Raw genomic sequence first — 25,849 nt, forward strand, 5'->3', positions numbered from 1 at the left:
CTCACCGGCGGCGAACCGTTCATGCTCCCCGACCTCGACGAGATCGTCGCCGCGTGCACGGCCGTGCTGCCCACCACGCTTCTCACCAACGGGATGCTGTGGCGTGGGCGTCGGCTCCAAATGCTCCAGGCCATGCCCCGCGACCGGCTCGCCCTCCAGATCAGCCTCGACTCCGCCACCCCTGATCTGCACGACTCCCACCGCGGCAAAGGCACTTGGGCCAAGGCCGTCGCCGGAATCCACACCGCCCTCGGCGAGGGCTTCACCGTGCGGGTGGCCGCCACCCTCACCACCGACGACCAGCACGAGGAGAGGGAACTACGGTCCTTCCTCGACGCGCTCGGCATCACCCGCGAGAACCAGGTGGTCCGCCCCCTCGCCCACCAGGGCGCCGCCGACGAGGGCCTAGAACTCACCGTGGAATCCCTGGTACCCGAGGTCACCATCACCGCAGACGGCGTCTACTGGCACCCCGTAGGAGCTGACGACGACGAACAGCTCGTCACCCGCGACATCTTCCCGCTCGACGCCGCCATCGCACTCGTACGAGACCAGTTCCGCGCCTACCGGATGACGGCCGAGGCCTCGGCCCGCACCTTCCCCTGCGCATGAGCCGAGGAGCCGATGAGCCGATGGGTATCGGCTTGAGGACGGCGTCTCACCCGAGGCCACGACGGTGCCCTCGGCTGACCTTCCTGGCCTGATGCGCCGGAGGCCGGCGTCGCAGCCGAGGAACGGCTCAGCTGATGTCGAACAGCGGGCCGGTGATCGTCAGGCCGAGGCAGTCGCCGACGTACGAGAAGAACGCGATCAGCATCAGGGCGGCGCCGCCCAGGGCTATGTCCTTCAGGAACTGCGTCTGCTCCATCTGCCGCGCCTGCGGGTCTTCCTCCCGCCAGAAGCCATGCATCAGAACGGCGGTGGGAAAGGCGAAGGCGGCGATGAGAAGAGCTCCGAGATCCGCCCAGATGCCGAGGGCGATGCTCACGCCTCCGGCCAGAATCACAAGACCGCTGGCGACCGTTGCCGGGACGGCGGCCGGTACCCCTCTGGAGGCGGCGTAGGCCCCCATGGCCTGGGTCTTCGTGAGGTGCGCGACGGCGCTTCCCAGGAAGAGCATCACGAAGAGGAGTCGTCCGATCAACACGAGCACGTCCATGGTGACCTCCCGGAGGAACCGTCGGCCGCGTCACCTCAATCTTCCCACGGCGACCCCGTCCACTGTCCGACGCGGTGGTTCCCGCCCTCAGTCGGCACAGCAGGACGGCTTGGAGACGCCGCTGATGAAGATCTGGGCGTGAGCTTGAGCGCTTCGGCCATGGCCAAGTAAGGGGCCCAGGTGGTGGGCGATTGGCGGCCACCCGCCCGCGAGTCGTTGAAGTGGACGAAGCCACTCGACAAAGGAGCCGCCTACTGCCACCGAATCTCTGGCCCAGGTCACTGGTCCGGTCCTGTCCAGTCGAAGGTGATGTGCTTGCTGGACTGGCCTTCCCGGCTCCAGTGGAAGCCGAAGGCATCGGCACGGTCCGCCGTCGAGCGGCCCCAGGTCGCAACCTGGCCCGGCCCGGTCTCCGAGCCCGGCAGGTTGGTCGATTGGACCCGCGCGCCCTCCGGTGTCGTCGGGCCCGTCAGGGGCACCGCGCTCGCCTCGACGCGGCCGGGGATCGTGGCGCGCCAGCCGCCCAGGTCCTCGTCGACCTCCACTTGGATGGGCGCGAAGTCCATGCCCCGCATCTCGGCGTCCATCATGGTCACCATCTCGGCGGGCCAGCTGCCCGCCTGACCTCCGAAGATCATTTGCAGGGCTTCGCGCTGCGCGTCGTCGGCACGCTCGTCGAGGAACACCGCCGCGTACGAGTCGGTGTGCTCCGCCCACACGTTGCCGACGAAGGAGCCGAGCATGAGCACGTTGAGGCCGTCCAGCGGTACCTCGCCGTAGCTGCCCTCGCGGATGTGCCAGGCCAGGATTCCGTCGCATTCACCGTAGGTGGGCAGCTGGGCAAAGGAACAGGGGCAGGGGACATTGCACCTGCAGGTGTCGAACCAGTCGCCGGCCGCGTGCCATCTCGGGACGGTCGCTGTCGTCTCGGACATCTCATCGCCTCCATACGGCCCCGCGCCGGGCAGGGAACACGTGGTCGGCAACGCCTCGCCGGACATCACCGCGGGCGCTCGGCGGCACAGGTCATCACGTCAATTCTCCCCCTCCTCATGCGATGGGCAAAGCCGAGGCCGTCGGGGCCCAGACGATCTGTACACCCGTGACGGGCACGCCTAGCCTTGAAGGGAAGGGCTGGCTCCTCGGACCGCAACAGCGTCCACAGGGGCGAGTCGGAGATGAATGCTGCCATCGCGCTGGACAGAACCCCTGGCCCGGGCAGCGGGGTGACGTATGCCGCCGCTGCCGGGGTCAGCGTCGGCTCCATGGCCTGCGGCGTGCCCGCCTTGTCGTCCGCGCGCTCCCCACCCGCCGCCCTCGACGCCGGCGTCGTCCGCACCGTCGGACGGCGGAATCCATCCAGCGATCGGGAGCAGTCATGACGTGGAGTATCTCGGGCAACTACCTGGCTGGTTGCTCATGCGCGATGGTCTGCGGGTGCGCCGTCGACGCGAAGCCGCACGACCCGCAAGGACGCGAGGAATGCCTCGGATGCGCCGCCTTCCATGTCGCGGACGGGCGCTTGGACGACGTAGACCTGTCCGGGGTGACCTTCGCCTTCTACAACCACTTCCCCTCCAACCTGACGGCCGGCAACTGGAAGGTCGGCATCGTCGTCGACGAGGGCGCCAGCGACGCGCAAGTCGATGCACTCGAGCGCATTCTGTCCGGGCGCGAAGGCGGTGCGTTCGGTGAACTGTCGCAGTTCTACGGCGAGTACCTGGGCGTGGAGCGGGCGAGTGTCTCCCTGACGAACGGGGAGAAGCCCCGGCTCAGCGTCGGCGGGAAGACCGAGCTGGCATTCGAGCCTCTTCGCGGCCCCGATGGCGGGCCCACGACGATGAAGAACGCAATGTTCGGATTCTCCCCCGAGTTCACCCTGGGGCGTACGACCGGCACTTCGAGTGCCTTCGGCCTGTCCTTCGAGCCGGCGTACGGAGAGCAGTCCGACTACACGTTCTCCAGCGAGCAGCCCGCGGGCGCGCCCGTAGGGCGGTAGCGGCAGTCGGCCAGTGCGTCGAACACGGGAGGAGGACGGCATATGTCTCCTCCCGCGCAGGTGGAGCCGCGCCTGCTGCCGACCGCGTTCTCGCGCACGTCGCTGTCCCGGTGTGTACCGATCGCGATTCTCGTCGGCATCGTGCTGTCTCTGGTCAACCAGGGTTCCGTCATCGCCTCGGGCGACGCCGGCGCGGCCACGGCCGTACGCGTGGCAGTGAACTTCCTGGTGCCGTTCTGCGTCTCCAGTGCGGGATTCTTCAGCTGCCGGCGCGCCGCTTGGCGGACGGCGACGAGGCCGTCGCTCAGAGCAGGCCCGTCATCTGGTTCATCTCTCCCATCGGCGGAGCGTTCTCCAGGCCCGGCAGCAGCCAGTCCTGGAAGGGAGCCAGAGCCGCCAGGACGAGGAAAACGAGGCCGACGGCCCAGGTGAGCCAGGGTCCCTGTCGCCAGAGCTTCTCCAGGAAGATCACTGCGGCCACGGCCGCCATCGCTGCCACGTTCATGAAGCCGAGCGGGATCAGGACGATCATCAGCCCCCAGCAGCAGCCGACGCAGTACAGACCGTGGTGCGCGCCGACTCGCAGGTCCTTTGCCCACGGCCGGAACCGCGAGTACCGCAGCAGCTGGAACATGGGATTGCGGCAGTGCCGCAGGCAGACCCGTTTCAACGGCCCGAACTGGTGCAGTCCGGCGAGGAGGAATGCTCCGGCCCCGATCCAGCGCCCCGCTTCCGGATTGCCGTCCACCAGGTGTCCGGTCACGGCCAGGGCGCCGTACGCAAGCAACCCGAACCCGGTCCAGGCCAGCAGGTAGCCGCAGACGAATTCGGCGATGTGCAGCGCGCGGGCCGGTCCCGCCGAGCGGCGGCTGATCCCCCGTACCCAGGTGATGGCCACCGGTGCCACCGACGGCAGCATCATCGCCGCCATCATGACCACCCACAGCAGCAGGAAGAGCGGGAGCGCCAGCCCCATGGTGCCCGGCTCCATCCCCATGTGGCGGGCCTGCCCGATCGTGAGTACCCATGCGAGTACGGCGATCAGCACCATCAGCGTCCAGGCGACCGCCAGATCGCGCCGGGGCAGCAGCACTCCGGGCCGGGTCGGCGCAGGTGCTTCGAGGTGGACGTGCGGCATAGCGGGCCTCCCAGGGGCGCCGTTGCCCGAGGACATCTCCAGCTCAGCACAGAACCCGCGGGTCAGCGATGCAGCGGCTGGAATCGGCGCAGCCGCAGGCTGTTGGTGACGACGAAGACGGACGAGGAGGCCATCGCGGCACCGGCGATCATCGGGTTGAGCATGCCCAGGGCGGCCAGCGGCAGGGCGGCCACGTTGTAGGCGAACGCCCAGAACAGGTTGGCCTTGATCGTACGAAGAGTGCGGCGCGCCAGCCTGATGGCATCACCCGCGGCCCGCAGGTCACCCCGTACGAGCGTCAGGTCGGACGCGGCGATCGCGGCATCGGTGCCGGTGCCCATGGCCAGGCCGAGGTCGGCCTGGGCGAGCGCGGCCGCGTCGTTGACGCCGTCACCGACCATCGCCACCACACGGCCCTGCTCCTGAAGCCGACGGACCTCGGCGACCTTGTCCTCGGGGTGGACCTCGGCGATGACCCGGTCGATGCCGACCTCGGCGGCCACCGCGCGGGCAGCTGCCGCGTTGTCGCCGGTCAGCAGGACCGGTGTCAGCCCGAGCCGCTTGAGGTCCGCGACCGCCTCGGCGCTCGTCGCCTTCACGGTGTCGGCGACCACCAACGCGGCCCGCACCTGCCCGTCCCAGGCGGCGAAGACCACCGTGCGTCCCTCACCCTCCGCCGTGTCCCGGGTCCGGGCGAGTTCGTCCGGCAACCGCAGTTGCTGCCGCTCCTCCAGCCAGGAGGCGCGGCCCGCGTGAACGGTGCGCCCCTCTACGGTCCCGGTGACGCCCCGGCCCTGCGTGTTGGCGAAGCCGGTCACCGGCGGCAGCGAGCCGAGCCGCTCCCGTGCGGCCTGGGCGATCGCGGCGGCGATGGGGTGTTCGCTCGCGTCCTCCAGGGCCCCTGCCAGGCGCAGGACCTCGGCCTCGTCCTCGCTTGCGGCGGGCACGACGTCCACCAGGCGCATCCGGCCCTCGGTGACCGTGCCGGTCTTGTCCAGGACCACGGTGTCGATCCGTCGGGTGGACTCCAGTACCTCCGGCCCGGAGATCAGCAGCCCGAGCTGGGCGCCACGGCCGGTCCCGACCATCAGGGCGGTCGGCGTCGCCAGGCCCAGCGCGCAGGGGCAGGCGATGATCACCACGGCGATGGCAGCGGTCAGCGCGGTCGCGGCGGAGGCGCCGGTCAGCAGCCAGACGCCGAAGGTGCCCGCGGCGAGCGCGATGACCACCGGCACGAACACCGCCGAGATCCGGTCGGCCAGACGCTGCACGGCCGCCTTGCCCGTCTGCGCCCGCTCCACCAGGGCCGCGATCTGCGCCAGCTTGGTGTCCGCGCCGATCCTGGTGGCCCGTACGACCAGTCGGCCGTGGCTGTTGACGGTCGCGCCGGTGACCGCGGAGCCCGGCTCGACCTCGACCGGCACGCTCTCGCCGGTCAGCAACGACTCGTCCACTGCCGAGGCGCCCTCGACGACGTCGCCGTCCGTGGCGATCTTCTCCCCGGGCCGTACGACGAACAGGTCATCGACCGCCAGGTCCTCGACCGGGATGCGTACCTCCGCGCCGTCGCGCAGCACGGCGACGTCCTTGGCGCCCAGGTCCATCAGCGCGCGGATCGCGTCCCCGGCCCTGCGCTTGGCCCTGGCCTCGAAGAACCGGCCGGCCAGCAGGAAGGCCGTCAGGACGACCGCGACTTCCAGATACAGGTGCTCGCCGCCGGCCATGACAACGCCGACGCTCCACAGATAGGCGGCGAGCACACCCAGCGACACCAGGGTGTCCATCGTCGCCGATCCGTGCCGCAGGTTCAGGGCTGCCGCCCGGTGGAACGGCCAGGCGCCCCACACGACCACGGGAGTGGCCAGCAGCAGCGCGGCCCACGGCCAGCCGTCGAATCGAAGCGCCGGAATCATGGATACGAGGACCACCGGCAGCCCCAGCAGCGCCGAGCCGGTCAGCCGCCGCCGAAGCCCGGCGAGGTGGGCGCCCTCGGTGTCCTTCCCGGCTTCCTCCCGCGCGGACTCGCGGCCCATCGCCGAGGCTCCGTACCCAATGGCCTCGACCGCATCGATCAGCTGCTGATGCGACACCTCCGGGTTGTCCCGCGTGACGTGCGCTGTCGCGGTCGCGAGGTTGACCGTCGCGCTCACTCCCGGCAGCTTGGCCAGCTTCCGCTCTACCCGGGCCACACACGACGCGCAGGTCATGCCCGTGATGGCCAGCTCTATGGAGTGGTCGGCTTCGGCGGGAACGGTCGGTGCCATGGCAGGGATCCTCTCGCTTTCAGTCTCGTACGGAACCGGGCATGCGCGACAGCTCCGCCGGTGCGACCACGCTAAAACCTTGCCCTTAGGACAAGGTCAAGCGCAGACTGTCGGGACCCGTACGAACGGAGTCGCCCATGCTCACCGTCGGCCGCATCGCCGCCGAAAGCGGTCTGAGCCCCAAGGCCGTCCGCCTCTACGAGGCCGGCGGACTCATCGACCCGCCCGAGCGCACCGCAGCCGGCTACCGCACCTACACGCACGACGTGGTTCCCGTGCTCCGCTTCATCCGGCAGGCCCAGGCGCTCGGCCTCAGCCTCAAGGAGATCAAGGACATCCTCGACCTCCAGCGCAGCGGCGAGCAGCCCTGCGGCCTCGTCACCGATCTCCTCGATCAGCACCTCGCGGACATCGACCGCCGTATCTCGGACCTCAAAGCGCTCCGGACGACCCTGCGCAGTGCCCGGGCCCAGGCCGGCCGGGCAGCGGGCCGAGGAGAGAGCGCAGTGGTCTGCCGGATCATCGAAGGTGCGTCGGCGGCGTCCTGAGCCGCGGAACCCTGATCACAAGGGCCGATCAGGGCATGGCCTAGCATGGCGCGCATGTCGCGACGCCTGCCCCTGTCGCTCCGGACGTGGTCCGGAGTGCTACTGGTATGCGCGCTCTTCGCCTGTCTGACGGGGCTCGCGCGTCCGGCGATGGCGACCGCGATGACGATGCCGGGGCCGATGGGCACCTCCCCGTACGTCGCGGTCCGCGGGCACGTCGAGGCTTCGGCCGCCGTCGCGCCGGCGGACCACGGTCCGCGTTGCCCGGTGGCGGAGGAACAGTGCGTGGCGCCGAAGGGCGTCCTCACGCAGGACGGCCCGACAGCCCCGGCGCCCGCGATCATCTCGCACGCGACGGACTGTTCCTCCCGGCTCCCGCGCCCCTGGCCCCATGCCCCGCCTCCGGCAGCGGCCCCTCCTGATCTGCACCGGTTGTGCGTGTCACGGACGTGACGGCCGGCCACCCGCAGGGCTGACGCCTCGCGGGAAGCCGCCTTCCCTCACGTCCACTTCGGCGCGCCCTGATGTCCCCGCGCGCGTGCCGTCGTCGCAGAACAGGAGTAACGACGCATGCCGTCGTCCGTCGCTTTGCTGATCACCGGTGCGAGCACCGGTCTGCTCGCCGGTGGCGCCTCGTGCGCCGCCGTACAGGGGGGCCTGCTGGCCGGTGCCGTGACCCGGCACCGCAGCCTCGACCCGAAACCGTCTCCCAAGTCCGCACGTCCGCCGCACCCCGCGCGGCAGGCCGACGCCGGCACACCGCTTGCTCCCGTCGGGGCATTCCTCGCCGGAAAGCTGGTGTCCCATACGGCGCTCGGCGCCCTGCTCGGCGTGTTCGGCAGCGCCTTGCAGCCCAGTCCGCGCACACAGGCGGTGCTGCTGCTCGTGGCCGGCGCCATCATGGTGCTCTTCGCGCTGGACCTCATCGGAGTCAAGGCCGTGGGGCGGCTGGTGCCGCGCCCGCCGGCGTCATTCGGCCGCCTGATGCGGCGTAGCGCCAAGACCGAGTCGCCGGTCACCCCCGCCCTGGTCGGATTCGCCACGGTGCTCGTGCCCTGCGGGGTGACGCTGTCGATGGAGCTGCTCGCCATCACCTCCGGCTCGGTGGTGGCTGGCGCCGCGGTGATGGCCGGATTCGTGCTCGGCACCGCACCGTTGTTCGCCGTCCTCGGCTACCTGTTCCGGCGCAGCACCCAGGCCCTCTCCGGCAAGCTGGCCGGGCTCACCGGTGTGGTGGTGCTGACCGTCGCGGCCTGGACCATGGTCTCGGCCCTTCAGGCCGGCGGCTGGGTCTCCTTCGATCCCCCGGGCAAGCAGCAGGCCACCGCCACCGGCCCGTTCGTCGTGGAAGGCGGCGAGGGCAGCGGTGACGGCAGCGGCGGGACGGCGACGGGCGAGGCCGCCCCCGTACGCATCGATGCCTCGGGAAAGCAGACCGTCGTCCTCACCGTGACGGACTTCTACCTCCCCACGCGGTTCACCGCGAAGGCCGGAGTGCCCACCACACTGGTACTGCGGGGCAAGGACTCGGGCGGCTGCGCCCGCGCCTTCACCATCCCCGAAATCGGAGTCCAGGAGATCGTCAAACGGGACGGCGACACCGGGATCGACCTGGGCACCCGCAAGCCCGGAACCCTGCGCTTCTCCTGCGCCATGGGCATGCAGACCGGCACGATCGAGTTCAAGAAGGACCTGTGATGAAGCTGTTCAGCCGTAAGAACAAGCCCGAGGCCGTGCCCGGCGAACAGGTGGTTCTCCTGATCGACGGCATGCACTGCACCAGCTGTGGCCTGCTCATCGACGACGAACTGGAGGACCTGCCCGGCGTCCGCTCGGCCACCACCGACGTACGAGCCGGACGCTGCGTCGTCCGCTTGGAGGACAACACCGGCGCCGACACTGCGGCGCTCGTCGCGGCAGTGTCGGCGGCCGGGGACTACACAGCGCGCATCGCCGACTGACGACCGTAGTCACTCGCTCGGCCCGGCACGAGGGGAATCCGTGCCGGGCCCTCGGGGGCGGGCAATCGACGGTCCAGCAGGCCCGTTGCGTGTCAACCCAGGGTCGGCAGTCGGCTCGCCACAGTCCGGGGGACCGGCTTGATGTGGGCGAAGGCGCTCTTGGCGTTCCAGGTGGGGAAGGCTCGTACGAGCCAGGACGGGCCGTGGAGTTGGATGCGGCCGTCGCGGGTGGCTCCAGCCCAAGAGAGCTGGCCTGCATGCCATTTGACGAATGCCTCCGCTTCCGCCGTGATGTAGAGGTCCTCGTCGACGCCGGGGTACGTCTTGCAGATCTCGGTGTCCGCGTGCTCGATCAACAGCCAGTACCGCTCCGGGTGCCGGCGGCCGGTGAAGTCGAAGCGGATGACGATGCGCCGGTCCGGGAGCCGGTCTCGGCGGAGCATGTTGCACATCGACCACAGCACCACGAAGGGGTCGAGGTGCTCGGGGGCGATCTCGAGCCAGGCGGCACCCCACTCGCCGAGCGACACGCAGACCTTGAAAAGGTCTTGCCCCGCGGAGGTGAGCTCGTAGTGGCCTCCGCGCCCTTCGCGCTTGGGTGTCGACTCGACGATGCCGAGCCGTTCGAGCTGCTTGAGCCGCTGCGCGAGCAGGGTGCGGGAGAGTCCGGGCGCGCCCTCCAGGATCTCGCTGAAGTTTCCGCAGCCCAGGTACAGGTTGCGGATGATCACCGGTGTCCACCGCTCGGCAAAGATCTCTGCGCCACGGGCGATGGGACAGTACTGGCCGTAAGTCCGCACGACACCAGTATCGCGCCTTGGCCTCCGGCGGCGAAGTCCAGAATCTTGACTTCACAGCCGCGGTCCACGGTGGTGCGATGGGACTGTCGAGAGGCAAGGACCACGACGCCGACCACCGAGCGAGTCGGCCCTCGGAACGAGGAGGTGGCCGCGATGGAGACCCACGAGATCAACGGGTTCCGGGGCCGGCTGATCACTGCTGACCACGCCGACTACGACACCGCACGAGCACTGTGGAACGGCGCCGTCGACCGGCGCCCCCGGCTGATCGCCCGATGCGGCGGGACCGCGGACGTGGTCGCCGCCGTGCGCTTCGCCCTCGACCACGGCCTGGAGATCGCCGTACGGGGCGGGGGCCACAACGTGGCCGGCACGGCGGTGTGCGACGACGGGCTCGTCATCGACCTCTCGGCCATGCGGGCCGTGCAGGTCGACCCCGCCGGCCGCACGGCCCTGGTGCAGGGTGGTGCGCTGTGGGGCAACGTCGACGAGACGCAGGCCCACGCTCTGGCCACCACCGGCGGCATCGTGGGCCACACCGGCGTCGCCGGGCTCACCCTCGGCGGTGGCATCGGCTTCCTCATGCGCAAACACGGACTCGCCGTCGACAACCTGCTGGCCGCCGAGGTGGTCACCCCCGAGGGCAGCATCCTCCGGGCGTCCGCCGATGAACACCCGGATCTGTTCTGGGCGCTGCGAGGCGGCGGCGGCAACTTCGGAGTCGTCACCACGTTCGCCTTCGCCCTGCACCCCCTCGGCCCGACCGTGATGGCCGGACCCGTCTTCTGGGCGGCCGACGACACCACCGACGTGCTGGGCTTCTACCGGGACTTCGCCGCCGCAGCGCCCGACGAGCTCGGCACCGTCGTCAGGCTCGGCACCATCCCGCCGCTGCCGGTCATCCCCGAGGAGCTCCACTGGCGGCCGGCCATCGCCGTCGCCTGCTGCTACGCCGGCACCGTCGAAGACGGCGAGCGCGCGGTACGGGCCCTGCGGCGCTTCGGGACGCCGCTCGTGGACCTGCTCGCACCCACGCCGTACGCCGCCTTCCAGGGCGGCCTCGACGACACCGTCCCCCACGGATGGCACTACTACTGGAAGGCCACGGACCTCACGAGCCTGTCCGACGAGGCCATCGGCGTCATCGCCGATCATGCCTACCGTGCCGCCTCGCCCCGGTCGTATGCGGCGATGTTCCACATGGGTGGCGCCGTCGCACGGGTCCCCCACGACGCCACCGCCTACGCCGGTCGCGACGTGGCCCACAACATCGTCATCGACGGCGTATGGCTCCCCGACGAGTCCGACGAACACGCCGCGGCCGAGACCGCCTGGGCCCGCCGGTTCCTCCAAGCCCTTCAACCGCACAGCGCCGGCAGCGTCTACGTCAACTTCCTTGATTCCGACGACGACACCGGCCGCGTTCGGGAGGCCTACGGCGATCACATCTACCGGCGACTGGCCGAGGTCAAGGCCAAGTACGACCCCGACAACGCCTTCCACCACAACAAGAACATCCGCCCCGGCTGAGCGGGTCGGGCGACGGCCCCGGTCCGGGTCGACCTCCCGATCTCGGCGACCGGAGGAAGAGGCCAATGACGAGCAGTCCGGCCGGCTGTCCTCATGCCCTCGGGTGTGTCTCGTACATCCGGATGGCGACGAGGAGTCCGGAGGCGGCGGTGAGGGCGGCGACGGCCCAGATCGCGGCGGTGAGGCCGAAGACATCGGCGAGAGCGCCCGCCAGGAGGGCGCCGACAGCGAAGCCGCCGTCGCGCCACAGCCGGTAGACGCCGACGGCACGGGCCCGCCAGGCCGGATGGGCGACGTCGCCGATCACGGCGAGCAGGGTCGGGTAGACCATCGCTGTGCCCGCCCCGAGCAGGATCTGGGCGAGGGCCCAGACGGGGAAGGAGGCGCCTACGGCGACCAGGCCAATGGCGGCGGCCTGCACAAGCATTCCCGCGGTGATGAGGTGCTTGCGGCCGATGCGGTCGGACCACCAGCCGGTCAGGATCTGACCGAGTCCCCAGACAGCGGGATAGAGGGCGGCGAGCAGCCCGATCCGGGCGATGGACAGGCCGTGGGCAGCGTAGAGGAGGGGGAAAATGCCCCAGGCGAGGGCGTCGTTGAGGTTGTTGACCATGCCGGCCCAGCTGGCGGAGGACAGGGCCTTGTCGCCGATGCTGGTGGCGCGGGTGATCTGACGTGTGGTCAGTTCGCCGTGGTGGCCGAGGTTGTTCGGGGCGGGGCGGAGGGCGGCTTCGGCACGGGCGTGTTCCCGGGTTTCGTGGACGGCGAGGACGGAGAGGCCCAGCCCGAGGGCGGCGTAGGCGATGCCGAGGAAGAACGGCTCGGGCCGCAGTCCGGTGTGAGCGGCGATGGCGCCCGTGGCCATGGCGGTGGCGGCGAGCGCGCCGTAGCCGGCGGCCTCATTCAGGCCCATGGCAAGTCCTCGGCGGGCCGGGCCGACCAGGTCGATCTTCATGACGACGGTGGTGGACCAGGTCAGGCCCTGGTTGATGCCGAGAAGCACGTTCGCGAAGATCACCCAACCCCAGGACGGTGCCCAGATCAGCAGCAGGGGGACCGGCAGGGCGATGAGCCAGCCCGCGATGAGCACGGGCTTGCGGCCGTAGCGGTCCGACCAGGTTCCGGCGAGGAAGTTGGTGACCGCCTTGGTCGCGCCGAAGGCCACGATGTAGGTGAGGGCGGCGGTGTAGGCGGAGAGGTGGAAGGCCTGCTCGGCGAGCAGCGGCAGCACGGTGCGCTCCTGGCCGAGCATGCCGCCGACCAGCGCGTTGACCGCCACGAGGAGGGCGAACTGCGCGAGGTTGGCGCGCAGTCCGAGTCTGATCCCGCCCGGGTGTCCGGACGCCGGAGCGGCGGGGTCGGTCACACACCCTCCTCAAGGGCTCTGCCGGTGACGTCGGCCCAGTCTGCGGCGCCACCGGCCAGGACCGCGAGGTTCCTGGCGCCGGAGTGGGCGAGGAGGCTGGCGGCGGTCATGGCGCGTTCGCCGTGTCCGCACATCACCACCGTGCCGTCCGCGGTAGCGGGCAGGTCTGCCGGGAGGGTGCCGAGTTCGGCGTGTGCGGCTCCGGGGATGTGGCCGCCGGCGAACTCGGAGGTCTGACGTACGTCCAGGACCGGGCGGTCTCCGATCTGCTCGGCCGTGACGAGGTTGGTCGTGTCCGCCGGGCCGCCGTCGGCGAGCCAGGCGGTCATGCCGCCGGCCAGCTGTCCGGCGAGCCGGTCGTAGCCGATCTTCGCGGCCTGCCAGGCGAGCTCCTGCTCGTCCTGGCCGGGGCCGAGGACGAAGACCAGTGGGGTGTCGTCAGGCAGCAGCCAGCCGAGCCAGGTGGCGAATGCCGGTCGCAGTGGGTTGGAGATGGCGCCGGGGATGTGCCCGGCGGCGAAGTCCGGCACGGGACGGGCGTCGACGAGGCGGGCGCCGGAGGCGAGCAGGGTTCGCGCGGCGGCCGGGGTCAGCGGCTTCAGACCCGGGGCTGCGGTGAGCAGGGCCGGGCCCTGCCGGTTGGTCTCCGCGAGGCGGTCGAAGTACGCGGGGTAGGAGCCGAGCGATCCGAGCAGCCGGGCCACGAAGGCATCCTCGTCGGGTGCCGCCAACAGGTCGTTGGCAGCCTTCTGGGCGCCAATGGTGGTGGTCCGCTCGGCACCGGGCGGCGCCGAGCAGAACGATCCGGCACCGTGGGTGGGCCAGACCGCGGTGGCGTCGGGGAGTTCGGCCAGCAGTCGCAGGGAGCGGTACTGGGCGCGGGCCAGCTCCTCGGCCCGGTCCGCCCCTTGCAGGTCGGTGCGGGCGGCGGATCCGACGATCAGCGAGCCGCCGGTGAACACCCCCAGCTCGCGGGTGCCGTCGAGGAGCAGGAAGGACAGGTGCTCGTCGGTGTGGCCGGGAGTGGCGAGCGCCCGCAGCCTCAGCCCGCCGAGGTCGACCTCGTCGCCGTCGGCGAGCGCGGTGTGCGGGAAGGCGCGGCGGCCGGCCGCGGAGGCCAGGACCAGGGCCCCCTCGTCGGCGGCGAGCTGGAGCGCGCCGGTCAGGAAGTCGGCGTGCAGGTGGGTGTCGGCCGCGAATGCCACGGTCAGCCCGCGTCGCGCGGCGGCGTCCCGCAGAGCGCGCAGGTCACGGGAGGCATCCACGGCCAGGGCTCGGCCATCACCGAGGTCGACCAGGTATGCGCTGTTGCCCAGCCCTGCGTCCACCAGGGGAATCAGATACTCGTCGGTGAAGCTCACGGCGGCCTCCCAGATGTTCAGTGTGCGGGGTTGGCGAGACCGGCCCGCCTCTCATACAATATTCCATGGATTTATGGAGGATGCCATGGGGGACCCCACCCGCAAAGCCGCGCTGTTCGATGCCGTCGCCCGTACGGGCAAGGCCCTGTCCAACGGCAAGCGTCTGGAACTTCTCGACCTGCTCGCCCAAGGCGAGCGCAGCGTCGACGCCCTCGCCAAGGCCGCAGGACTCGGCCTGACCACCGCCTCCGCGCATCTACAGGCCCTGAAGCAGACCGGACTCGTGGCTACCCGCCGCGACGGAGTGCGCATCCACTACCGGCTCGCCGGCGACGATGTCGCAGCCCTCTATGCGCTGTTGCAGCAGGTCAGCCGTACCCACCTCGCCACCACCGGGCAGGCCCGCACCGCGTACCTCGGCCCCGAGGACACCGACCAGCTCACCCGCGAGGAACTCCTGGAGCGCGTGAAGGCGGGCACTGCCACCGTCATCGATGTCCGGCCCGCCGAGGAATACTTCGCCGGCCACATCCCGGGTTCGCTGTCCATCCCCCTCGACCAGCTCGAAGCCCGCCTGGCAGAACTCCCCGACGACGCCGAGATCGTCGCCTACTGCCGCGGCACCAACTGCGTCCTGTCCCACGATGCGGTCCGCCTGCTGGCAGCCCACGGCCGCCAGGCCCTCCGGCTGGCCGACGGCATGCTCGAATGGCGCCTGCACGACCTCCCTGTCGAGGCCGGCGCGGCCTAGAACCCTGGTCTCCATGCCCGAGTAGGCGCATCACGGCATTCCCCGACGGAGCCCGCGCGCCGACCGGGAGCGGCAGGCCAGGCGAGCGCTTCGGTGACGCGGTTGGCACCTGCCCCGCCCGACCAACACGCCCGTGCACCAGCGAGCGGCCGAGGATTCGGTTAATGGCACCAGCACACCCGGCGGCGACCGAGAGCGGGGTCCGAGTAGGAACGGACCAGGAAACCGGTGTTGCACCCCTGCGGGCTCGCCGTGCCGCACCGGCAAGGGCAAGGTGGCCATCCAGTACCACACCGCCCGCTTCCGGCTCATGCCCCAACTCGCCAAGGCCCTGAACGTCCCCACCCCCGCCGTGCGCAAGCCGGGCTCGGCCTGGGTCGAGCTGCCCCGGCCCGCGAGTGCCGGCGCCGAGCCGGTCGGGCACGTCCGCCTCGGCTACGCCCGCGCTTCTACCGCGCGACAATCCCTCGACGCTCAGCTCGACTCGCTTGCCGAGACTGGGGTCACCCGGGTCTTCTCGGAGAAGATCTCCACCCGAGCACACGAAGCGCCCCGCGCTGGAGGCCGCCGTAAAAGCCAGCCGAAGAGATCCGCTCCTCCGGCGTCTCCGTCACCCTCGTCGTCCACGAACACAAGCGGCTCGGCCGCGGCATCGAACTCGCCATGCTCGCCGAGGAGCTGAAGGCGAGCGACGTCGGCCTGGAGTTCCTCACCGGAGAGCTGAAGGGCTCACATGATCCCTCCGGCATCGTGTTCACCGTGCTCGCGGCCATCTCCGGCATGGAACGCGAGTACATCCGAGACCGCACCCTCGAAGGCACGAGAGCGCCCGCAAGCGCGGCAAGACCATGGGCGGCGCCGGCGTCACCGACGACGACATGCTGTTCTTGGCCCTCCACCTGCGCGACCACGACGAACGGACTGCTGCGGTCTCCGCGCCGTAGACGACCCGTCAGACGCTCAAGATCGTCGCGTGCGCGTGGCGGGTTCTGGCGTATCTGGTCATGCCCCTCCCTGGATCCGTGGGCTGGCCACCCGGGCCCCCTAGACCGGCGCGACGTTCTGGTTGAGTCGGAAGAGGTTCGTCGGGTCATATCTGGTCTTGACCTCCACGAGTCGCTCGTAGCCGGCGCCGTAGGCGGCTCTGACCCGAGCCTCTCCCTCATCGCCCAGGTAGTTGACGTAGACCCCGTTGTCCAGGAAGGGCTCCGCAGCGTCGTAGCACGCACGCCCCCACGCCATGTTCTCGGCGGACTCTGCCGGGTCCTGCCACATCCGGAGCACGAGAAGGCTGTGCGTCGCCTGCCGGTGACTGAAGGCCGTATCCCCTTCACCAACTCGGCTGATCGCGCCCCCGAGGTGCTCGATCGCCACCGCTGCGAACGGTGGCGGGACGGCACTGGCGAAGGAGTCGACGATCGCTCCGATCGCTTCGTCGCTGAATTCGCGGACGAAGCCGCTCTTCCAGTAGTGCCGCAGGCCCGGCTGGAACACCTCGGTCAGGAGGTTCTGGACCGTCGCGTACGGGACCGGCGCGATGGCGTCCATCATCGGAGAGCCGAACTGCCTGAGGGGCTGCAACACCTTCTCACCGTCATCGACCGCTCCGCAGTAACAGACGATGATCGCAAGCGCGGGCCCCTCGGGGCCGGACAGCAGGGTCGCATCCGCCCTCACCTCGTCAGGGGCCTCACTCGACCAGCCCCGGTAGAACCGCAACACCTCCTCCGCCTGGTCCAGCGGATACACGAGCTCGCCCCCGAGCACTGGGCCCACGTCGTGAACCTCGTACTCGAAGGACGTGACCACTCCGAGGTTGCCACCCCCGCCGCGCAGCCCCCAGAACAGATCCTCGTTCTCGGTCGCGCTGGCCGTGAGGAACTCTCCGTCCGCGGTCACCACGTCGGCCGACAGGAGGTTGTCGCACGCGAGCCCGAACTTGCGGTTCAGGTAGCCGATCCCGCCACCGAGGGTGAGCCCCGCGATGCCGGTCGAGGGAACGATTCCGCCCGTCGTCGCCAGCCCGAAGGCCTGGGTCGCATGGTCGAAGTCGCCCCAGGTGCATCCGCCCTCGGCACGCGCCGTCCGGCTTCCCGGATCGACACGAACGCTCTTCATCGCCGAGAGATCGATCACCACACCGCCGTCGCACACGGCGTGCCCCGCGACGTTGTGGCCGCCGCCGCGCACGGAGACGAGCAAGCTCGCGTCGCGGGCGAAGTCGACCGCGGCGATCACATCCGCGACGCCCGTACAGCGCACGATCAGGGCAGGCCATCGATCGATCATCGCGTTGAACACCTTGCGGACGTCGTCATAGCCCTCATCGCCGGGCAGGAATACCGGCCCGCGGAGGCGCCCCCGCAGCTCCTGGATGCTCGCGTCGTCAACGATCATGGCGGTCCTCCTCGGCTTCGCCTCGGCCCGCTCACCGGCTCGTGTTACCGACAACCTCCCGGTTGTGGAGGCGCCACCGGCGCACCCGGCGGCCATGCCTTCACCGTACGCCCGAGTACGGGCACGGGCACCCTCGGTGAAACCCCACCGAGACTCGTCACACTCAGTTACATGCCATTTGGCTCGCCGTTCGCTAACGGCTCACCCAAGGGCTGTCCTGTCGACGAGGACATCGCCCGCCTGACCCCGCTGAAGTTCGCCCGCATCAACTTCCACGGCCGCTACAGCTTCGCCCTGCCCGCCGAGGTCCGGGGCGGACAGCTCCGCTCCACCCGCAAGCCCGAGGGTGCCGGCACCACGAACTAGGCGGGCCCGGCCGGCTCGTCCGACGCCTGGGCGAGCCGATAGCGGACCTTCTCGTGCGACAGGCCCGCCTGGGCGCCGATCTGCCGCAGCCCCCAGCCCTCCGCCTTCAGGGAACCGATCGTCGGGTCATCGCTCACCCGCGCACCCTGAACGCTGGGATCACGACCTGTCAAAACTTCTGACAGCAACACTGGTTTCCTGGTCCGTTCCTATTCGGACCCCAGAGCCACTCCAGAGCATGACCGCCAGAAGGGCTCTGGCTTCGCGACGGCAAGGCCGGCATCCGGCACATCCACTGCTTACAGAAGCCGCCTCCCCGATCGGACGCTCCGAGGGGGAGCGGCCACACGCGATCGCACGCCTCGTCGAGGCGTACCGGACGGCCGGGAACCTGGTGCAGGTCGCCGGCTATCTCGGTAGCGCCGTGGTACGGCGGAGCGATCAGCGGCCCAGCGGGTCGATGCGTGTGTCAACCAGGCCGGGCACGGCGTGGTCGCTGGGGCAAGCGAGGGGCGATGGTGTCTGATCGATAGGCCCACGGGGTGTCGCGGCCGTTCCCTGAACGGCAGGCGCGGCGGCCGCCTCCTCGTCCCTCGAAGCCTCAGTCACGTCGCCCGAGGGCGGGGAGCCGGTCCAGGTCAGCAGGCTCCGACAGTTCGGGGCTTGCCGCGACATTCGGCCGGGCGGGCGGTTGAGCACCACGGGCCACGTCACCACGTCGTTGCACCGGCATGACTGATTTCATGGTGCAGATCCCCGCGGACTGGCTCGCCCGAGTGTTCGTCTCCCTGCGTCGCGGCACGTCCGACGATGCTCAGGCGCTCGCCGAAGAACTACAGCCGTTCACCGAGAAGCCCGGCCAACGGGTGCCGGTCCCCAGGACGACGGTACTGCGCACCGAGCTGGCGCTGCGCAAGGAAATCGAGATCGCCGACGAACAGGACCTGCGGGCGGAGTTGTCCGATCAAGCCGAATACTTGATCAAGACACGGCTCCTCGGCTGACCGAGATCCGCCGCCACCGCGCCGGGCACAGCGGGACCTTGCCCCGGGCGCGGTCTGGCGGGCGGCTGAGGCGCGCTCTGCGGCGCGCGCGGCGTACGGTCCTCGGCGCCTTGGACCGCCCCGGACACGGCTGGCGCACTCCGGCCGCACGCAGATCTTCACGATTCCATCCGCCCCGCATCGTGGTCGACGTGCGGGCAGGTCGAGGATCACCTCGCTGCAGCACGGCCAGACAACGGAGCCGCAGCCACGCCGTGGCTGGGCGCCAGGGCTATTTGATCACTTGCCCCAGGAGTAGCCATGCCCTTCCGAGCCACGCGGACTCCAGCCGATTAGGTACGGCTTGAGTTCCTCAGGATCGGGCGCACGCGTCGTCGGCGTCCCGCGCAGCTCCCGCAGCGGGTCCAGAGAACTCACGTAGGGCGCGGGCCCAGTCCAGCCGCTGTCGGGTGGAGACTGCTTCCAGTGCGGCCGAATCGCCCGACGCACGAGCCGGCGCTCCAGAGCATCGCAGTACTGGCTCAGCGCCCTTGCCTGATGCCAGTCCTTCGCCTGCTGACGCAGGACAGTCGCGAGCTGGGCCTGGATCGCCTGCTCCCGCGCCGAGTCCATCGCTGCCTGCCACCGGGCCTTCCGGTCCACCTCGGCCCGTTTCTCCTCGATCCGGCGTAGGGCGTCTTCCCCCGAGCGAAGTTCCACCTCTCGCAGGACCGCACCGAGGACGCCTTCCAGCCTCCACCGCTTCCGGTCGGCCCACTTGCCCTGGCTGCCCGATCGACCGTACGGGAGCTCGACCATCAGGCTCTGCGCCCGCTCCGAGTCTTCGGACAGCGGGAACTCCTGCTTGATGGTCACCAGGTACGTGAAGTCGCCGACGACCAAGACCAACTCGCCCTCGCGCCGGGAGGGACGAGAGGGACGAGAGGGACGTACGTGCCGCCGTACCCATGGGCCCGGCTGCGGTAGTCCTCCTCCATCGGAGGTTCCCGTACCGCGTAGCCGCGTTTCACCGCTTCCGCGCAAAGGCCCTGGAGCAGGCGCAGAGCCCTGCTCCGAAGAGTCGCGGAAATGGCGAGCCGGAACCGGTCTTCCTTGAGAGCAGCCATCACCGGGTGAAGGGAACGCAGTTGGGCGGGCACAGGGACGGGCGGCGCACTCTCCGGCCTCTCGCTCTTCGCGTTGTGATGCGGCCCGTCTTCGAGTGAGATCTGAAGGTCGCGGTTCCACAGGCGGAGCTTCTCGATGCGCTTCCCCGGCGGCGTGAGGTCGTGCCGCTTCGCATAGGTGATGGCCCGCCGGTATTCGGCTTCCGTCGCCTCGTCGGGCTCCGGGATGACCACCCGCCGTTCAGCCATGAGCCGTTCGATCAGCTCGGCCGCCTTGGCCCGCCGGGCCCGGGCGGCCACTGCCCGTTCCGAGTACGGCACGGGCATCTCTTTGGCACCTGACTGGGGCGCGCCGGCATACCGCGGATCCTCCGGATGGTGACCGTGCTCCAGATAGAACTCCCCTGCCTCGGTGACTTCGGCCCACACCGCCCCACTACGGCGACCGATCGCCAGCAGCCCTCGGTCGCGCAGCGCATACGCGGAGAGCCGTTCAGCCGATGCCAAGCCCAACTCCACGCCGGTATCCAGCCGCCTCAAGAGCTCTCGCTGTCGGTCGTTCAACGGGGACCAGCGGCGCATGCGCCCACCTCACGCTCTCAGCCGGCAGATACCTCCGCTCTACCGGCCATCGACGGGCATCGCGCCGAGAACCGGCGAAATGACCCCGCCTCGACCGGCATCGGCTACACGTTCTGCCCACGGAAGTGGGGACGGCGGCCAGGACGGCAAAAGTCGGGCTGAGGAGTCTGGCCCCTACCGCCGACACGAGTAGCGGCTAGCCAGAATTGCTACAGAACGTAACCGGCAGGGGCTCTCGCGCATCGCACCGGCAAGGCCGGCATTCGCCACCACGGCACACAGAAAGCCGCCTTCCCGACCGGGCACACAGCCCGGCCCAGAAGACGGCTTCCACTACTGACGTGACGTCAGTAAATACTGACGCCCCATCAGGGAATGGCTTCCATGAGCGTCAAATGAGCGTCACGAGCGTCAAACCAGCGTCGAGATATCGCCCGTAACGCCCACAACGCACATAATGCACATCGACAAACCTGCAGGTCAGGAGCTCTTCGCGATCGGTTCAAGGATCGCCACGCACTCCACGTGGTGGGTCATCGCAAACATGTCAACAGAAAACAGGTCAAGGAAAACCGCAGGTCAGCGACACCTGCGACGCAAATCGGACTCAAGATCAATGTGCATTGCGCGCGCCATGGGCGCTACGTGTGCACTTTCGACGCACGCCACGCCCCTGCGGGGGCCTCTGAGGCCGACCGGCGGCAAGGGATCGCCGGACAGCATTTGAAATGCCATACGTGTCCCGTGGCTGACGATCACACCGACCTCCCTCACGGCCGGCACCCTGCAAGCGATCCGAGAGCGGGTTGGCAAACGGGGCACGTCCGCGTACCCGGAGAAGGCCGCGCGACGGCAGATCGAGCGTGACAACCTGGACGAGCTGATCGCCGACTTCGACGAGAAGCACGGCCCCCCAGACCCTGAGGCCGTCGCCGCCAAGCGGGCCAAGCGGGCCAAGCGGGCCAAGCTCACCGGCGGCACCTCTTCCGGCGCCGGGGCGGCCGCGTAAGTGGCGCCCTGATGCTGGACAGCGAGGGCCTGGCGAAGGCTGTTCAGCGCGACCGTGAGGTCCACGAGTGGCTCACCGCCGCACGCGACGCCGCCCTGACCCCCAACGTCGAAGACGTCACCATGCTCACCACCGACCATCCACACATCAACATGGGTGGTGAGTTGCGGCCGGCCGCAACTCCGCCGTCGACGTCCCAGATGGAACCGGTGACCCAGTCGGCGCCCGGCCGACCCAGATCGGCGGCGTGCTCCTCATCGGCTACGACGGCATCACCCGTCTGCGGATCCTGATCATCGCCAACCCGGTGAACTACCTGGTCGCGCCGCTGCTGCTCGCGCTGTGGGTGTCGCCTGTCGCCACCGCACGCACCACCTCGCCGAGACCGTCGCGACGCGCCGTTCTCCGACGGTCACCCCCGCTGTTGCTGACCCTGCTGCTCGGCCTGGGTCCGAGCCAGCCATGGCTGTTCCTCGCGGCATTCGCCCTGCCCACGGTTCCGGAGCCTGGGAAGGGAAGTCCCCCGGCGACATGTTCTTGCCTACTGCTTCTCGCCAGCGGGCCAACACTTCCGAACGTTGACGCGGGAGTTGCAGACAAGCAGGCTTCCCCCTTATGCGTTGATGTTCGAATGCATCGGTGGTTCGGGGAGAGTCGTTGATTTCCATGGAAAATGCCCACAAGATCGTTGATCCGATCGCCGTCATCGGTATGGCGTGCCGGCTGCCCCAGGCAGACAGTCCTCAGCAGCTGTGGCAGCTGCTGAGGGGCGGCGTGGACGCCATCACCGAGGCGCCGGCCGAGCGATGGGCGCACGAGGATCTGGGATCCTACCGCCGCGGCGGATTCGTCTCGGACGTGTACGGCTTCGATGCCGGATTCTTCGGTATCTCCCCGAACGAGGCCGCGGCCATGGATCCCCAGCAACGACTCGTCCTCGAATTGGCCTGGGAAGCCCTCGAACACTCCCGTATCTCCCCGGACTCGCTGCGCGGAGCTGAAGCCGGGGTATTCGTCGGAGCCATTGCCGGTGAATACGCCAGTCTGCACGACCGGCTCGGCACCGACGGCGTGGGACCGCACACCCTCACCGGCGTCCAGCGCGGCATCATCGCCAACCGAGTGTCGTACCTGCTGGGTCTGCGCGGCCCCAGCCTGACCCTGGACTCCGGCCAGTCCTCGTCCCTCCTCGCCGTCCAGGCCGCCTGCGAGAGCCTGTGGCGCGGCGAGTCGCGGATCGCGCTGGCGGGTGGCGTCAACCTCAACCTGCTCGCCGACACCACCGCCGCCATCGGCCGGTTCGGCGCACTCTCGCCCGACGGCCGCTGCTACACCTTCGACAGCCGGGCCAACGGATACGTACGCGGCGAGGGCGGCGGTCTCGTCGTCCTCAAGCCGCTGTCCGCGGCCGTTGCCGACGGCGACGAGATCCACTGCGTGATCCTGGGCGGCGCCGTGAACAACGACGGCGGCGGGGAGACCCTCACCACCCCGAGCGCCCAGGCCCAGGAGCAGGTGGTCCGGCAGGCGTGCCTCAGGGCCGGAGTCAGCCCGTCCGACGTGCAGTACGTCGAACTCCACGGCACCGGCACCAAGGTCGGCGACCCGATCGAGGCGGCCGCGCTGGGCGCCGCCCTCGGCACCGGCCGGGCTGGTACCGAACCGCTGCTCGTGGGATCGGTGAAGACCAACATCGGGCACCTGGAAGGCGCGGCGGGCATCGCCGGGATGCTCAAGGTCGTCCTCAGCCTGAAGCACCGCGGCCTCGCCCCGAACCTGAACTTCGACACCCCCAACCCCCGCATCCCGCTCGACGAGCTCGGCCTGCGGGTCGTCGTGGCCCCCGAGGACTGGCCGCAGCCCGACGCCCGGCTGATAGCCGGTGTCAGCTCCTTCGGCATGGGCGGCACCAACTGCCACCTCGTCCTGAGCGAGGCGCCGCAGGCCGCGGAGCGGGTCGAGACCCCGGCCCCGTCCGACCCCCGGGCCGCCGCCGCCCCCTGGGTGGTCAGCGCACGCTCACCGCAGGCCCTGCGCGGCCAGGCCGAGGAGCTCGCCCGGCACCTCGCCGCGCACCCGGCGATAGAACCCACGGACGTGGCCCTGTCCCTCGTCCGCACGCGCGCCCAGTTCGACCACCGGGCGGTGATCACCGGCTCGGACCACGACGAACTGATGGACGGACTGCGGTCGTTGGCCGCCGGACGCCCCCACCCCTCGGTCGTCACCGGCCGAACCGTGGACGGCTCCTGCGCCTTCGTCTTCCCCGGCCAGGGAACACAGTGGGCCGGGATGGCCGCCGAACTACTGGACTCCTCACCCGTGTTCGCCCGCCGCATCGCCCAGTGCGCGGAGGCGCTCGCGCCGTACACCGACTACCCCCTCCTTGACGTCCTGCGCGAGGTCCCCGGCGCCCCCGACCTGAGCCAGGTCGACGTCGTGCAGCCCGCGCTGTGGGCGGTCATGGTGTCGCTCGCCGAGGTCTGGCGGGACCAGGGCATCGAACCGGCCGCGGTGATCGGCCACTCGCAGGGCGAGATCGCCGCCGCCGCGTTCACGGGCGCCCTCAGCCTCGACGACGCCGCACGCGTCGTGGCCCTTCGCAGCCGCGCCCTCGTCCGGGTCGCCGGCGGTGCCATGCTGTCCGTGGGAACGTCCCAGGAGACGATGACGCAGCGGCTGCCGCAGCACCCCGACATCAGCCTCGCCACCGTCAACGGGCCCTCCTCCGTGGTGGTCTCCGGCCCGGCCGACGCGATCGCGGAGTTCCAGGCCGAGCTTGCCGCCGAAGGCTTCCGGACCAAGCTGATCCCGGTCGACTACGCCTCGCACTCCTCCGCCGTCGACGTACTCCGCGAGGAACTGCTCACCCTTCTGGAACCCATCCGTCCGGTCTCGACCTCCACGGTCTTCATCTCCACCCTGACCGGTGAACCGATCGACACCGCCACCCTCGACGCCTCCTACTGGTTCCGAAGCCTGCGGCACACCGTGCAGTTCGAACGGGCCACGTCCGAGGCGCTCACACGCTACTGCGCGCTGTTCATCGAATGCAGCCCCCACCCGGTGCTCGTCACCGGCATCGAAGAGACCATCGAGGCCACGGGCCGCGGAGCCGCCGTCGTCGGCACACTGCACCGGTCCGAGGGCGGACCGGACCGCATCCGGCGGAGCGTCGCCGAGGCCTACGCCCGCGGGGCGGCCGTCGACATGGAGCGCTACTGCGTCGTCCCCGGCTCCCGGACGGTGGACCTCCCGACGTACGCCTTCCAGCGGGAGCAGCACTGGCTCGGGCAGACGTCGCGGGGACGGGGGCTTCTGGGGGCCGGGGAGGCCGGTAAGGCCGGGGGTGGTTCCGGGGCTGGCTCCGGTGTTGGTTCCGGGGACGGTTCCGCTCGGTCTTCTGCGGGCGACGCCCGTGGGGGCGCTGCCGCGACGCGGCGCGAACTGCGTGACCTGGTCGTCGCCGCCGCAGCGGGCGTGCTCGGTCACCGCGACGAGCAGGCCGTCGACCCATCCCGTACGTTCAAGGAACTGGGGGTGGACTCGGTCGGAGCCGTCGCCCTCCGCAACCAGATCAGCGACCTGACCGGCGTACGGCTGCCGACCACGGTGGTCTTCGAGTACCCGACCCCGAACCGCCTCGCGGACCACGTCCACGACCGCCTGTCGGGCGACGGCGACCGGTCCCAGAACCCGACCGTCCCCGCGGTCGCGGGCGGGTCCACCGCCGCGGACGACAACGAGCCGATCGCGATCGTGGCGATCGGCTGCCGCTACCCCGGTGGAGTCACCTCACCGGAAGACCTGTGGGACCTGGTCTCCACAGGTACGGACGCGATCTGCGGCTTCCCGGACGACCGGGGCTGGAACCTCGACGCGCTCTACGGAACCGGGGCTGACGCACCCGGCATCTCCGCCACCCGATTCGGCGGCTTCCTCGACGAAGCGGCCTCCTTCGACGCGGCCTTCTTCGGGATCTCGCCCCGCGAGGCGCTGGCGATGGACCCGCAGCAGCGGCTGCTGCTCGAAACCGCCTGGGAGGCCATCGAGCGCTCCGGAATCGACGCCGCCGGCCTGCGTGGTTCGTCCACGGGTGTCTTCATCGGCTCCATGGGCTCCGACTACGGCCCGCGCCTGCACCAGCCGGACGGCCTGGTGGACGGTCACCTCCTGACCGGCACCGCATCGAGCGTTGCCTCCGGACGCCTCGCGTACACCTTCGGCTTCAACGGCCCGGCGGTGACGGTCGACACGGCGTGCTCGTCGTCGCTCGTGGCTCTTCACATGGCGGTGCAGTCTCTGCGGCAGGGCGAGTGCTCTTTGGCACTGGCCGGCGGCGTGACCATCATGTCCACCCCCGGACACCTCGTCGAGTTCAGCCGCCAGAACGGCCTTGCTCCGGATGGGCGTTGTAAGGCGTTTGCTGCTGGTGCGGATGGGACGGGTTGGGCTGAGGGTGTCGGTGTCCTGTTGGTGGAGCGGTTGTCGGATGCGCGTCGTCTGGG

The 25,849-nt window shown here is 70.0% G+C and carries 23 protein-coding genes and 2 pseudogenes; 14 read left to right on the forward strand and 11 right to left on the reverse strand.

Annotated elements, in window-relative coordinates; all coding sequences use genetic code 11:
• The coding region (locus NLX94_RS38240) for a radical SAM protein (protein ID WP_254387911.1) at positions 1–612 on the forward strand (612 nt) is incomplete at its 5' end.
• Positions 613–739: 127 nt separating this feature from the next.
• On the opposite strand, the gene NLX94_RS38245 is transcribed toward NLX94_RS38240, so the two are convergent.
• Positions 740–1,159, reverse strand: a complete 420-nt coding sequence (locus NLX94_RS38245) for a DoxX family protein (protein WP_254387912.1) — start codon at positions 1,157–1,159, stop codon at positions 740–742.
• Positions 1,160–1,437: 278 nt separating this feature from the next.
• The gene (locus NLX94_RS38250; protein ID WP_254387913.1) at positions 1,438–2,094 is read right to left on the reverse strand and encodes a DUF1326 domain-containing protein; all 657 of its coding nucleotides are present in this window, start codon (positions 2,092–2,094) and stop codon (positions 1,438–1,440) included.
• A gap of 443 nt (positions 2,095–2,537) precedes the next feature.
• Between NLX94_RS38250 and NLX94_RS38255 the strand changes: the two genes are divergently transcribed.
• Entirely contained in the window at positions 2,538–3,158 is a 621-nt protein-coding gene (locus NLX94_RS38255; protein WP_254387914.1) for a DUF1326 domain-containing protein, read from the forward strand.
• A gap of 304 nt (positions 3,159–3,462) precedes the next feature.
• Here the strand turns inward: NLX94_RS38255 and NLX94_RS38260 are convergent, their stop codons facing one another.
• Together NLX94_RS38260 and NLX94_RS38265 are read right to left on the reverse strand one after the other, a co-directional pair.
• A complete protein-coding gene (locus NLX94_RS38260; protein ID WP_254387915.1) occupies positions 3,463–4,296 on the reverse strand; it encodes a DUF2182 domain-containing protein in 834 nt (277 codons plus the stop codon).
• A gap of 62 nt (positions 4,297–4,358) precedes the next feature.
• Entirely contained in the window at positions 4,359–6,560 is a 2,202-nt protein-coding gene (locus tag NLX94_RS38265; protein WP_254387916.1) for a cation-translocating P-type ATPase, read from the reverse strand.
• Positions 6,561–6,697: 137 nt separating this feature from the next.
• Between NLX94_RS38265 and NLX94_RS38270 the strand changes: the two genes are divergently transcribed.
• From NLX94_RS38270 to NLX94_RS38285, 4 genes are all read left to right on the forward strand, one after another.
• Positions 6,698–7,108, forward strand: a complete 411-nt coding sequence (locus NLX94_RS38270; protein ID WP_254387917.1) for a heavy metal-responsive transcriptional regulator — start codon at positions 6,698–6,700, stop codon at positions 7,106–7,108.
• A gap of 54 nt (positions 7,109–7,162) precedes the next feature.
• Positions 7,163–7,561 carry a hypothetical protein gene (locus NLX94_RS38275; protein ID WP_254387918.1) on the forward strand — a complete coding sequence of 133 codons (399 nt, stop codon included), beginning with the start codon at positions 7,163–7,165 and terminating at the stop codon, positions 7,559–7,561.
• Positions 7,562–7,678: 117 nt separating this feature from the next.
• Positions 7,679–8,806, forward strand: a complete 1,128-nt coding sequence (locus NLX94_RS38280; protein ID WP_254387919.1) for a sulfite exporter TauE/SafE family protein — start codon at positions 7,679–7,681, stop codon at positions 8,804–8,806.
• Entirely contained in the window at positions 8,806–9,069 is a 264-nt protein-coding gene (locus NLX94_RS38285) for a cation transporter (RefSeq protein ID WP_254387920.1), read from the forward strand. Before NLX94_RS38280 ends, NLX94_RS38285 begins: the two co-directional genes overlap by 1 nt.
• Positions 9,070–9,161: 92 nt before the next feature.
• Here NLX94_RS38285 and NLX94_RS38290 read toward each other — a convergent pair whose 3' ends face one another.
• Positions 9,162–9,869: a helix-turn-helix domain-containing protein gene (locus tag NLX94_RS38290; RefSeq protein WP_308402655.1), complete on the reverse strand. Its 708-nt coding sequence runs from the start codon at positions 9,867–9,869 to the stop codon at positions 9,162–9,164.
• Positions 9,870–10,022: 153 nt separating this feature from the next.
• On the opposite strand from NLX94_RS38290, the gene NLX94_RS38295 reads away from it, so the two are divergent.
• Positions 10,023–11,399 carry an FAD-binding oxidoreductase gene (locus tag NLX94_RS38295; RefSeq protein ID WP_254387922.1) on the forward strand — a complete coding sequence of 459 codons (1,377 nt, stop codon included), beginning with the start codon at positions 10,023–10,025 and terminating at the stop codon, positions 11,397–11,399.
• A gap of 91 nt (positions 11,400–11,490) precedes the next feature.
• On the opposite strand, the gene NLX94_RS38300 is transcribed toward NLX94_RS38295, so the two are convergent.
• Together NLX94_RS38300 and NLX94_RS38305 are read right to left on the reverse strand one after the other, a co-directional pair.
• On the reverse strand, positions 11,491–12,765 hold the full coding sequence (locus NLX94_RS38300) for an MFS transporter (RefSeq protein ID WP_254387923.1): 1,275 nt from the start codon (positions 12,763–12,765) through the stop codon (positions 11,491–11,493).
• Positions 12,762–14,126, reverse strand: coding sequence for an MBL fold metallo-hydrolase (locus tag NLX94_RS38305; RefSeq protein ID WP_254387924.1), 1,365 nt, complete (start codon positions 14,124–14,126; stop codon positions 12,762–12,764). Before NLX94_RS38305 ends, NLX94_RS38300 begins: the two co-directional genes overlap by 4 nt.
• A gap of 85 nt (positions 14,127–14,211) precedes the next feature.
• Here NLX94_RS38305 and NLX94_RS38310 point away from each other — a divergent pair, with 85 nt between their 5' ends.
• Positions 14,212–14,877, forward strand: coding sequence for a metalloregulator ArsR/SmtB family transcription factor (locus NLX94_RS38310; RefSeq protein ID WP_254387925.1), 666 nt, complete (start codon positions 14,212–14,214; stop codon positions 14,875–14,877).
• A gap of 663 nt (positions 14,878–15,540) precedes the next feature.
• Positions 15,541–15,651 (forward strand): annotated as a pseudogene (locus NLX94_RS38315) (recombinase family protein); the annotation flags it as partial.
• Between the two features lie 270 nt (positions 15,652–15,921).
• On the opposite strand, the gene NLX94_RS38320 reads toward NLX94_RS38315, so the two are convergent.
• A complete protein-coding gene (locus NLX94_RS38320) occupies positions 15,922–17,274 on the reverse strand; it encodes an FAD-binding oxidoreductase (protein WP_254387926.1) in 1,353 nt (450 codons plus the stop codon).
• Between the two features lie 171 nt (positions 17,275–17,445).
• Between NLX94_RS38320 and NLX94_RS38325 the strand changes: the two genes are divergently transcribed.
• Positions 17,446–17,640: a transposase gene (locus NLX94_RS38325; RefSeq protein WP_254387933.1), complete on the forward strand. Its 195-nt coding sequence runs from the start codon at positions 17,446–17,448 to the stop codon at positions 17,638–17,640.
• Here the strand turns inward: NLX94_RS38325 and NLX94_RS38330 are convergent.
• Positions 17,637–17,777, reverse strand: coding sequence for a hypothetical protein (locus NLX94_RS38330; protein ID WP_254387927.1), 141 nt, complete (start codon positions 17,775–17,777; stop codon positions 17,637–17,639). The genes NLX94_RS38325 and NLX94_RS38330 overlap by 4 nt on opposite strands.
• Positions 17,778–18,383: 606 nt before the next feature.
• Here NLX94_RS38330 and NLX94_RS38335 point away from each other — a divergent pair.
• Positions 18,384–18,644, forward strand: coding sequence for a hypothetical protein (locus NLX94_RS38335; RefSeq protein WP_254387928.1), 261 nt, complete (start codon positions 18,384–18,386; stop codon positions 18,642–18,644).
• A gap of 279 nt (positions 18,645–18,923) precedes the next feature.
• Here the strand turns inward: NLX94_RS38335 and NLX94_RS38340 are convergent, their stop codons facing one another.
• The gene (locus NLX94_RS38340; protein WP_254387929.1) at positions 18,924–19,499 is read right to left on the reverse strand and encodes a hypothetical protein; all 576 of its coding nucleotides are present in this window, start codon (positions 19,497–19,499) and stop codon (positions 18,924–18,926) included.
• Positions 19,496–20,332, reverse strand: a complete 837-nt coding sequence (locus NLX94_RS38345) for a hypothetical protein (RefSeq protein WP_254387930.1) — start codon at positions 20,330–20,332, stop codon at positions 19,496–19,498. Before NLX94_RS38345 ends, NLX94_RS38340 begins: the two co-directional genes overlap by 4 nt.
• A gap of 733 nt (positions 20,333–21,065) precedes the next feature.
• On the opposite strand from NLX94_RS38345, the gene NLX94_RS38350 reads away from it, so the two are divergent.
• The 3 genes and pseudogenes from NLX94_RS38350 to NLX94_RS38360 form a co-directional block, all read left to right on the forward strand.
• Complete coding sequence (locus tag NLX94_RS38350; protein ID WP_254387932.1) at positions 21,066–21,341, forward strand: hypothetical protein; 276 nt, start codon at positions 21,066–21,068, stop codon at positions 21,339–21,341.
• Positions 21,342–21,352: 11 nt separating this feature from the next.
• Positions 21,353–21,440: pseudogene (locus NLX94_RS38355) on the forward strand (DNA-binding protein); the annotation flags it as partial.
• 567 nt (positions 21,441–22,007) lie between these two features.
• On the forward strand, positions 22,008–25,849 hold a 3,842-nt coding region (locus tag NLX94_RS38360; RefSeq protein WP_254387931.1), incomplete at its 3' end, for a type I polyketide synthase.

Source organism: Streptomyces sp. TBY4 (assembly GCF_024213195.1).
Classification (GTDB): Bacteria; Actinomycetota; Actinomycetes; order Streptomycetales; family Streptomycetaceae; genus Streptomyces.

Coding starts and splice junctions, on each gene's coding strand:
- NLX94_RS38245 (WP_254387912.1), bottom strand. CDS start 1,159: ATGGACGTGCTCGTGTTGATCGGACGACTCCTCTTCGTGATGCTCTTC.
- NLX94_RS38250 (WP_254387913.1), bottom strand. CDS start 2,094: ATGTCCGAGACGACAGCGACCGTCCCGAGATGGCACGCGGCCGGCGAC.
- NLX94_RS38255 (WP_254387914.1), top strand. CDS start 2,538: ATGACGTGGAGTATCTCGGGCAACTACCTGGCTGGTTGCTCATGCGCG.
- NLX94_RS38260 (WP_254387915.1), bottom strand. CDS start 4,296: ATGCCGCACGTCCACCTCGAAGCACCTGCGCCGACCCGGCCCGGAGTG.
- NLX94_RS38265 (WP_254387916.1), bottom strand. CDS start 6,560: ATGGCACCGACCGTTCCCGCCGAAGCCGACCACTCCATAGAGCTGGCC.
- NLX94_RS38270 (WP_254387917.1), top strand. CDS start 6,698: ATGCTCACCGTCGGCCGCATCGCCGCCGAAAGCGGTCTGAGCCCCAAG.
- NLX94_RS38275 (WP_254387918.1), top strand. CDS start 7,163: ATGTCGCGACGCCTGCCCCTGTCGCTCCGGACGTGGTCCGGAGTGCTA.
- NLX94_RS38280 (WP_254387919.1), top strand. CDS start 7,679: ATGCCGTCGTCCGTCGCTTTGCTGATCACCGGTGCGAGCACCGGTCTG.
- NLX94_RS38285 (WP_254387920.1), top strand. CDS start 8,806: ATGAAGCTGTTCAGCCGTAAGAACAAGCCCGAGGCCGTGCCCGGCGAA.
- NLX94_RS38295 (WP_254387922.1), top strand. CDS start 10,023: ATGGAGACCCACGAGATCAACGGGTTCCGGGGCCGGCTGATCACTGCT.
- NLX94_RS38310 (WP_254387925.1), top strand. CDS start 14,212: ATGGGGGACCCCACCCGCAAAGCCGCGCTGTTCGATGCCGTCGCCCGT.
- NLX94_RS38320 (WP_254387926.1), bottom strand. CDS start 17,274: ATGATCGTTGACGACGCGAGCATCCAGGAGCTGCGGGGGCGCCTCCGC.
- NLX94_RS38325 (WP_254387933.1), top strand. CDS start 17,446: ATGCCATTTGGCTCGCCGTTCGCTAACGGCTCACCCAAGGGCTGTCCT.
- NLX94_RS38335 (WP_254387928.1), top strand. CDS start 18,384: ATGGTGCAGATCCCCGCGGACTGGCTCGCCCGAGTGTTCGTCTCCCTG.
- NLX94_RS38345 (WP_254387930.1), bottom strand. CDS start 20,332: ATGCGCCGCTGGTCCCCGTTGAACGACCGACAGCGAGAGCTCTTGAGG.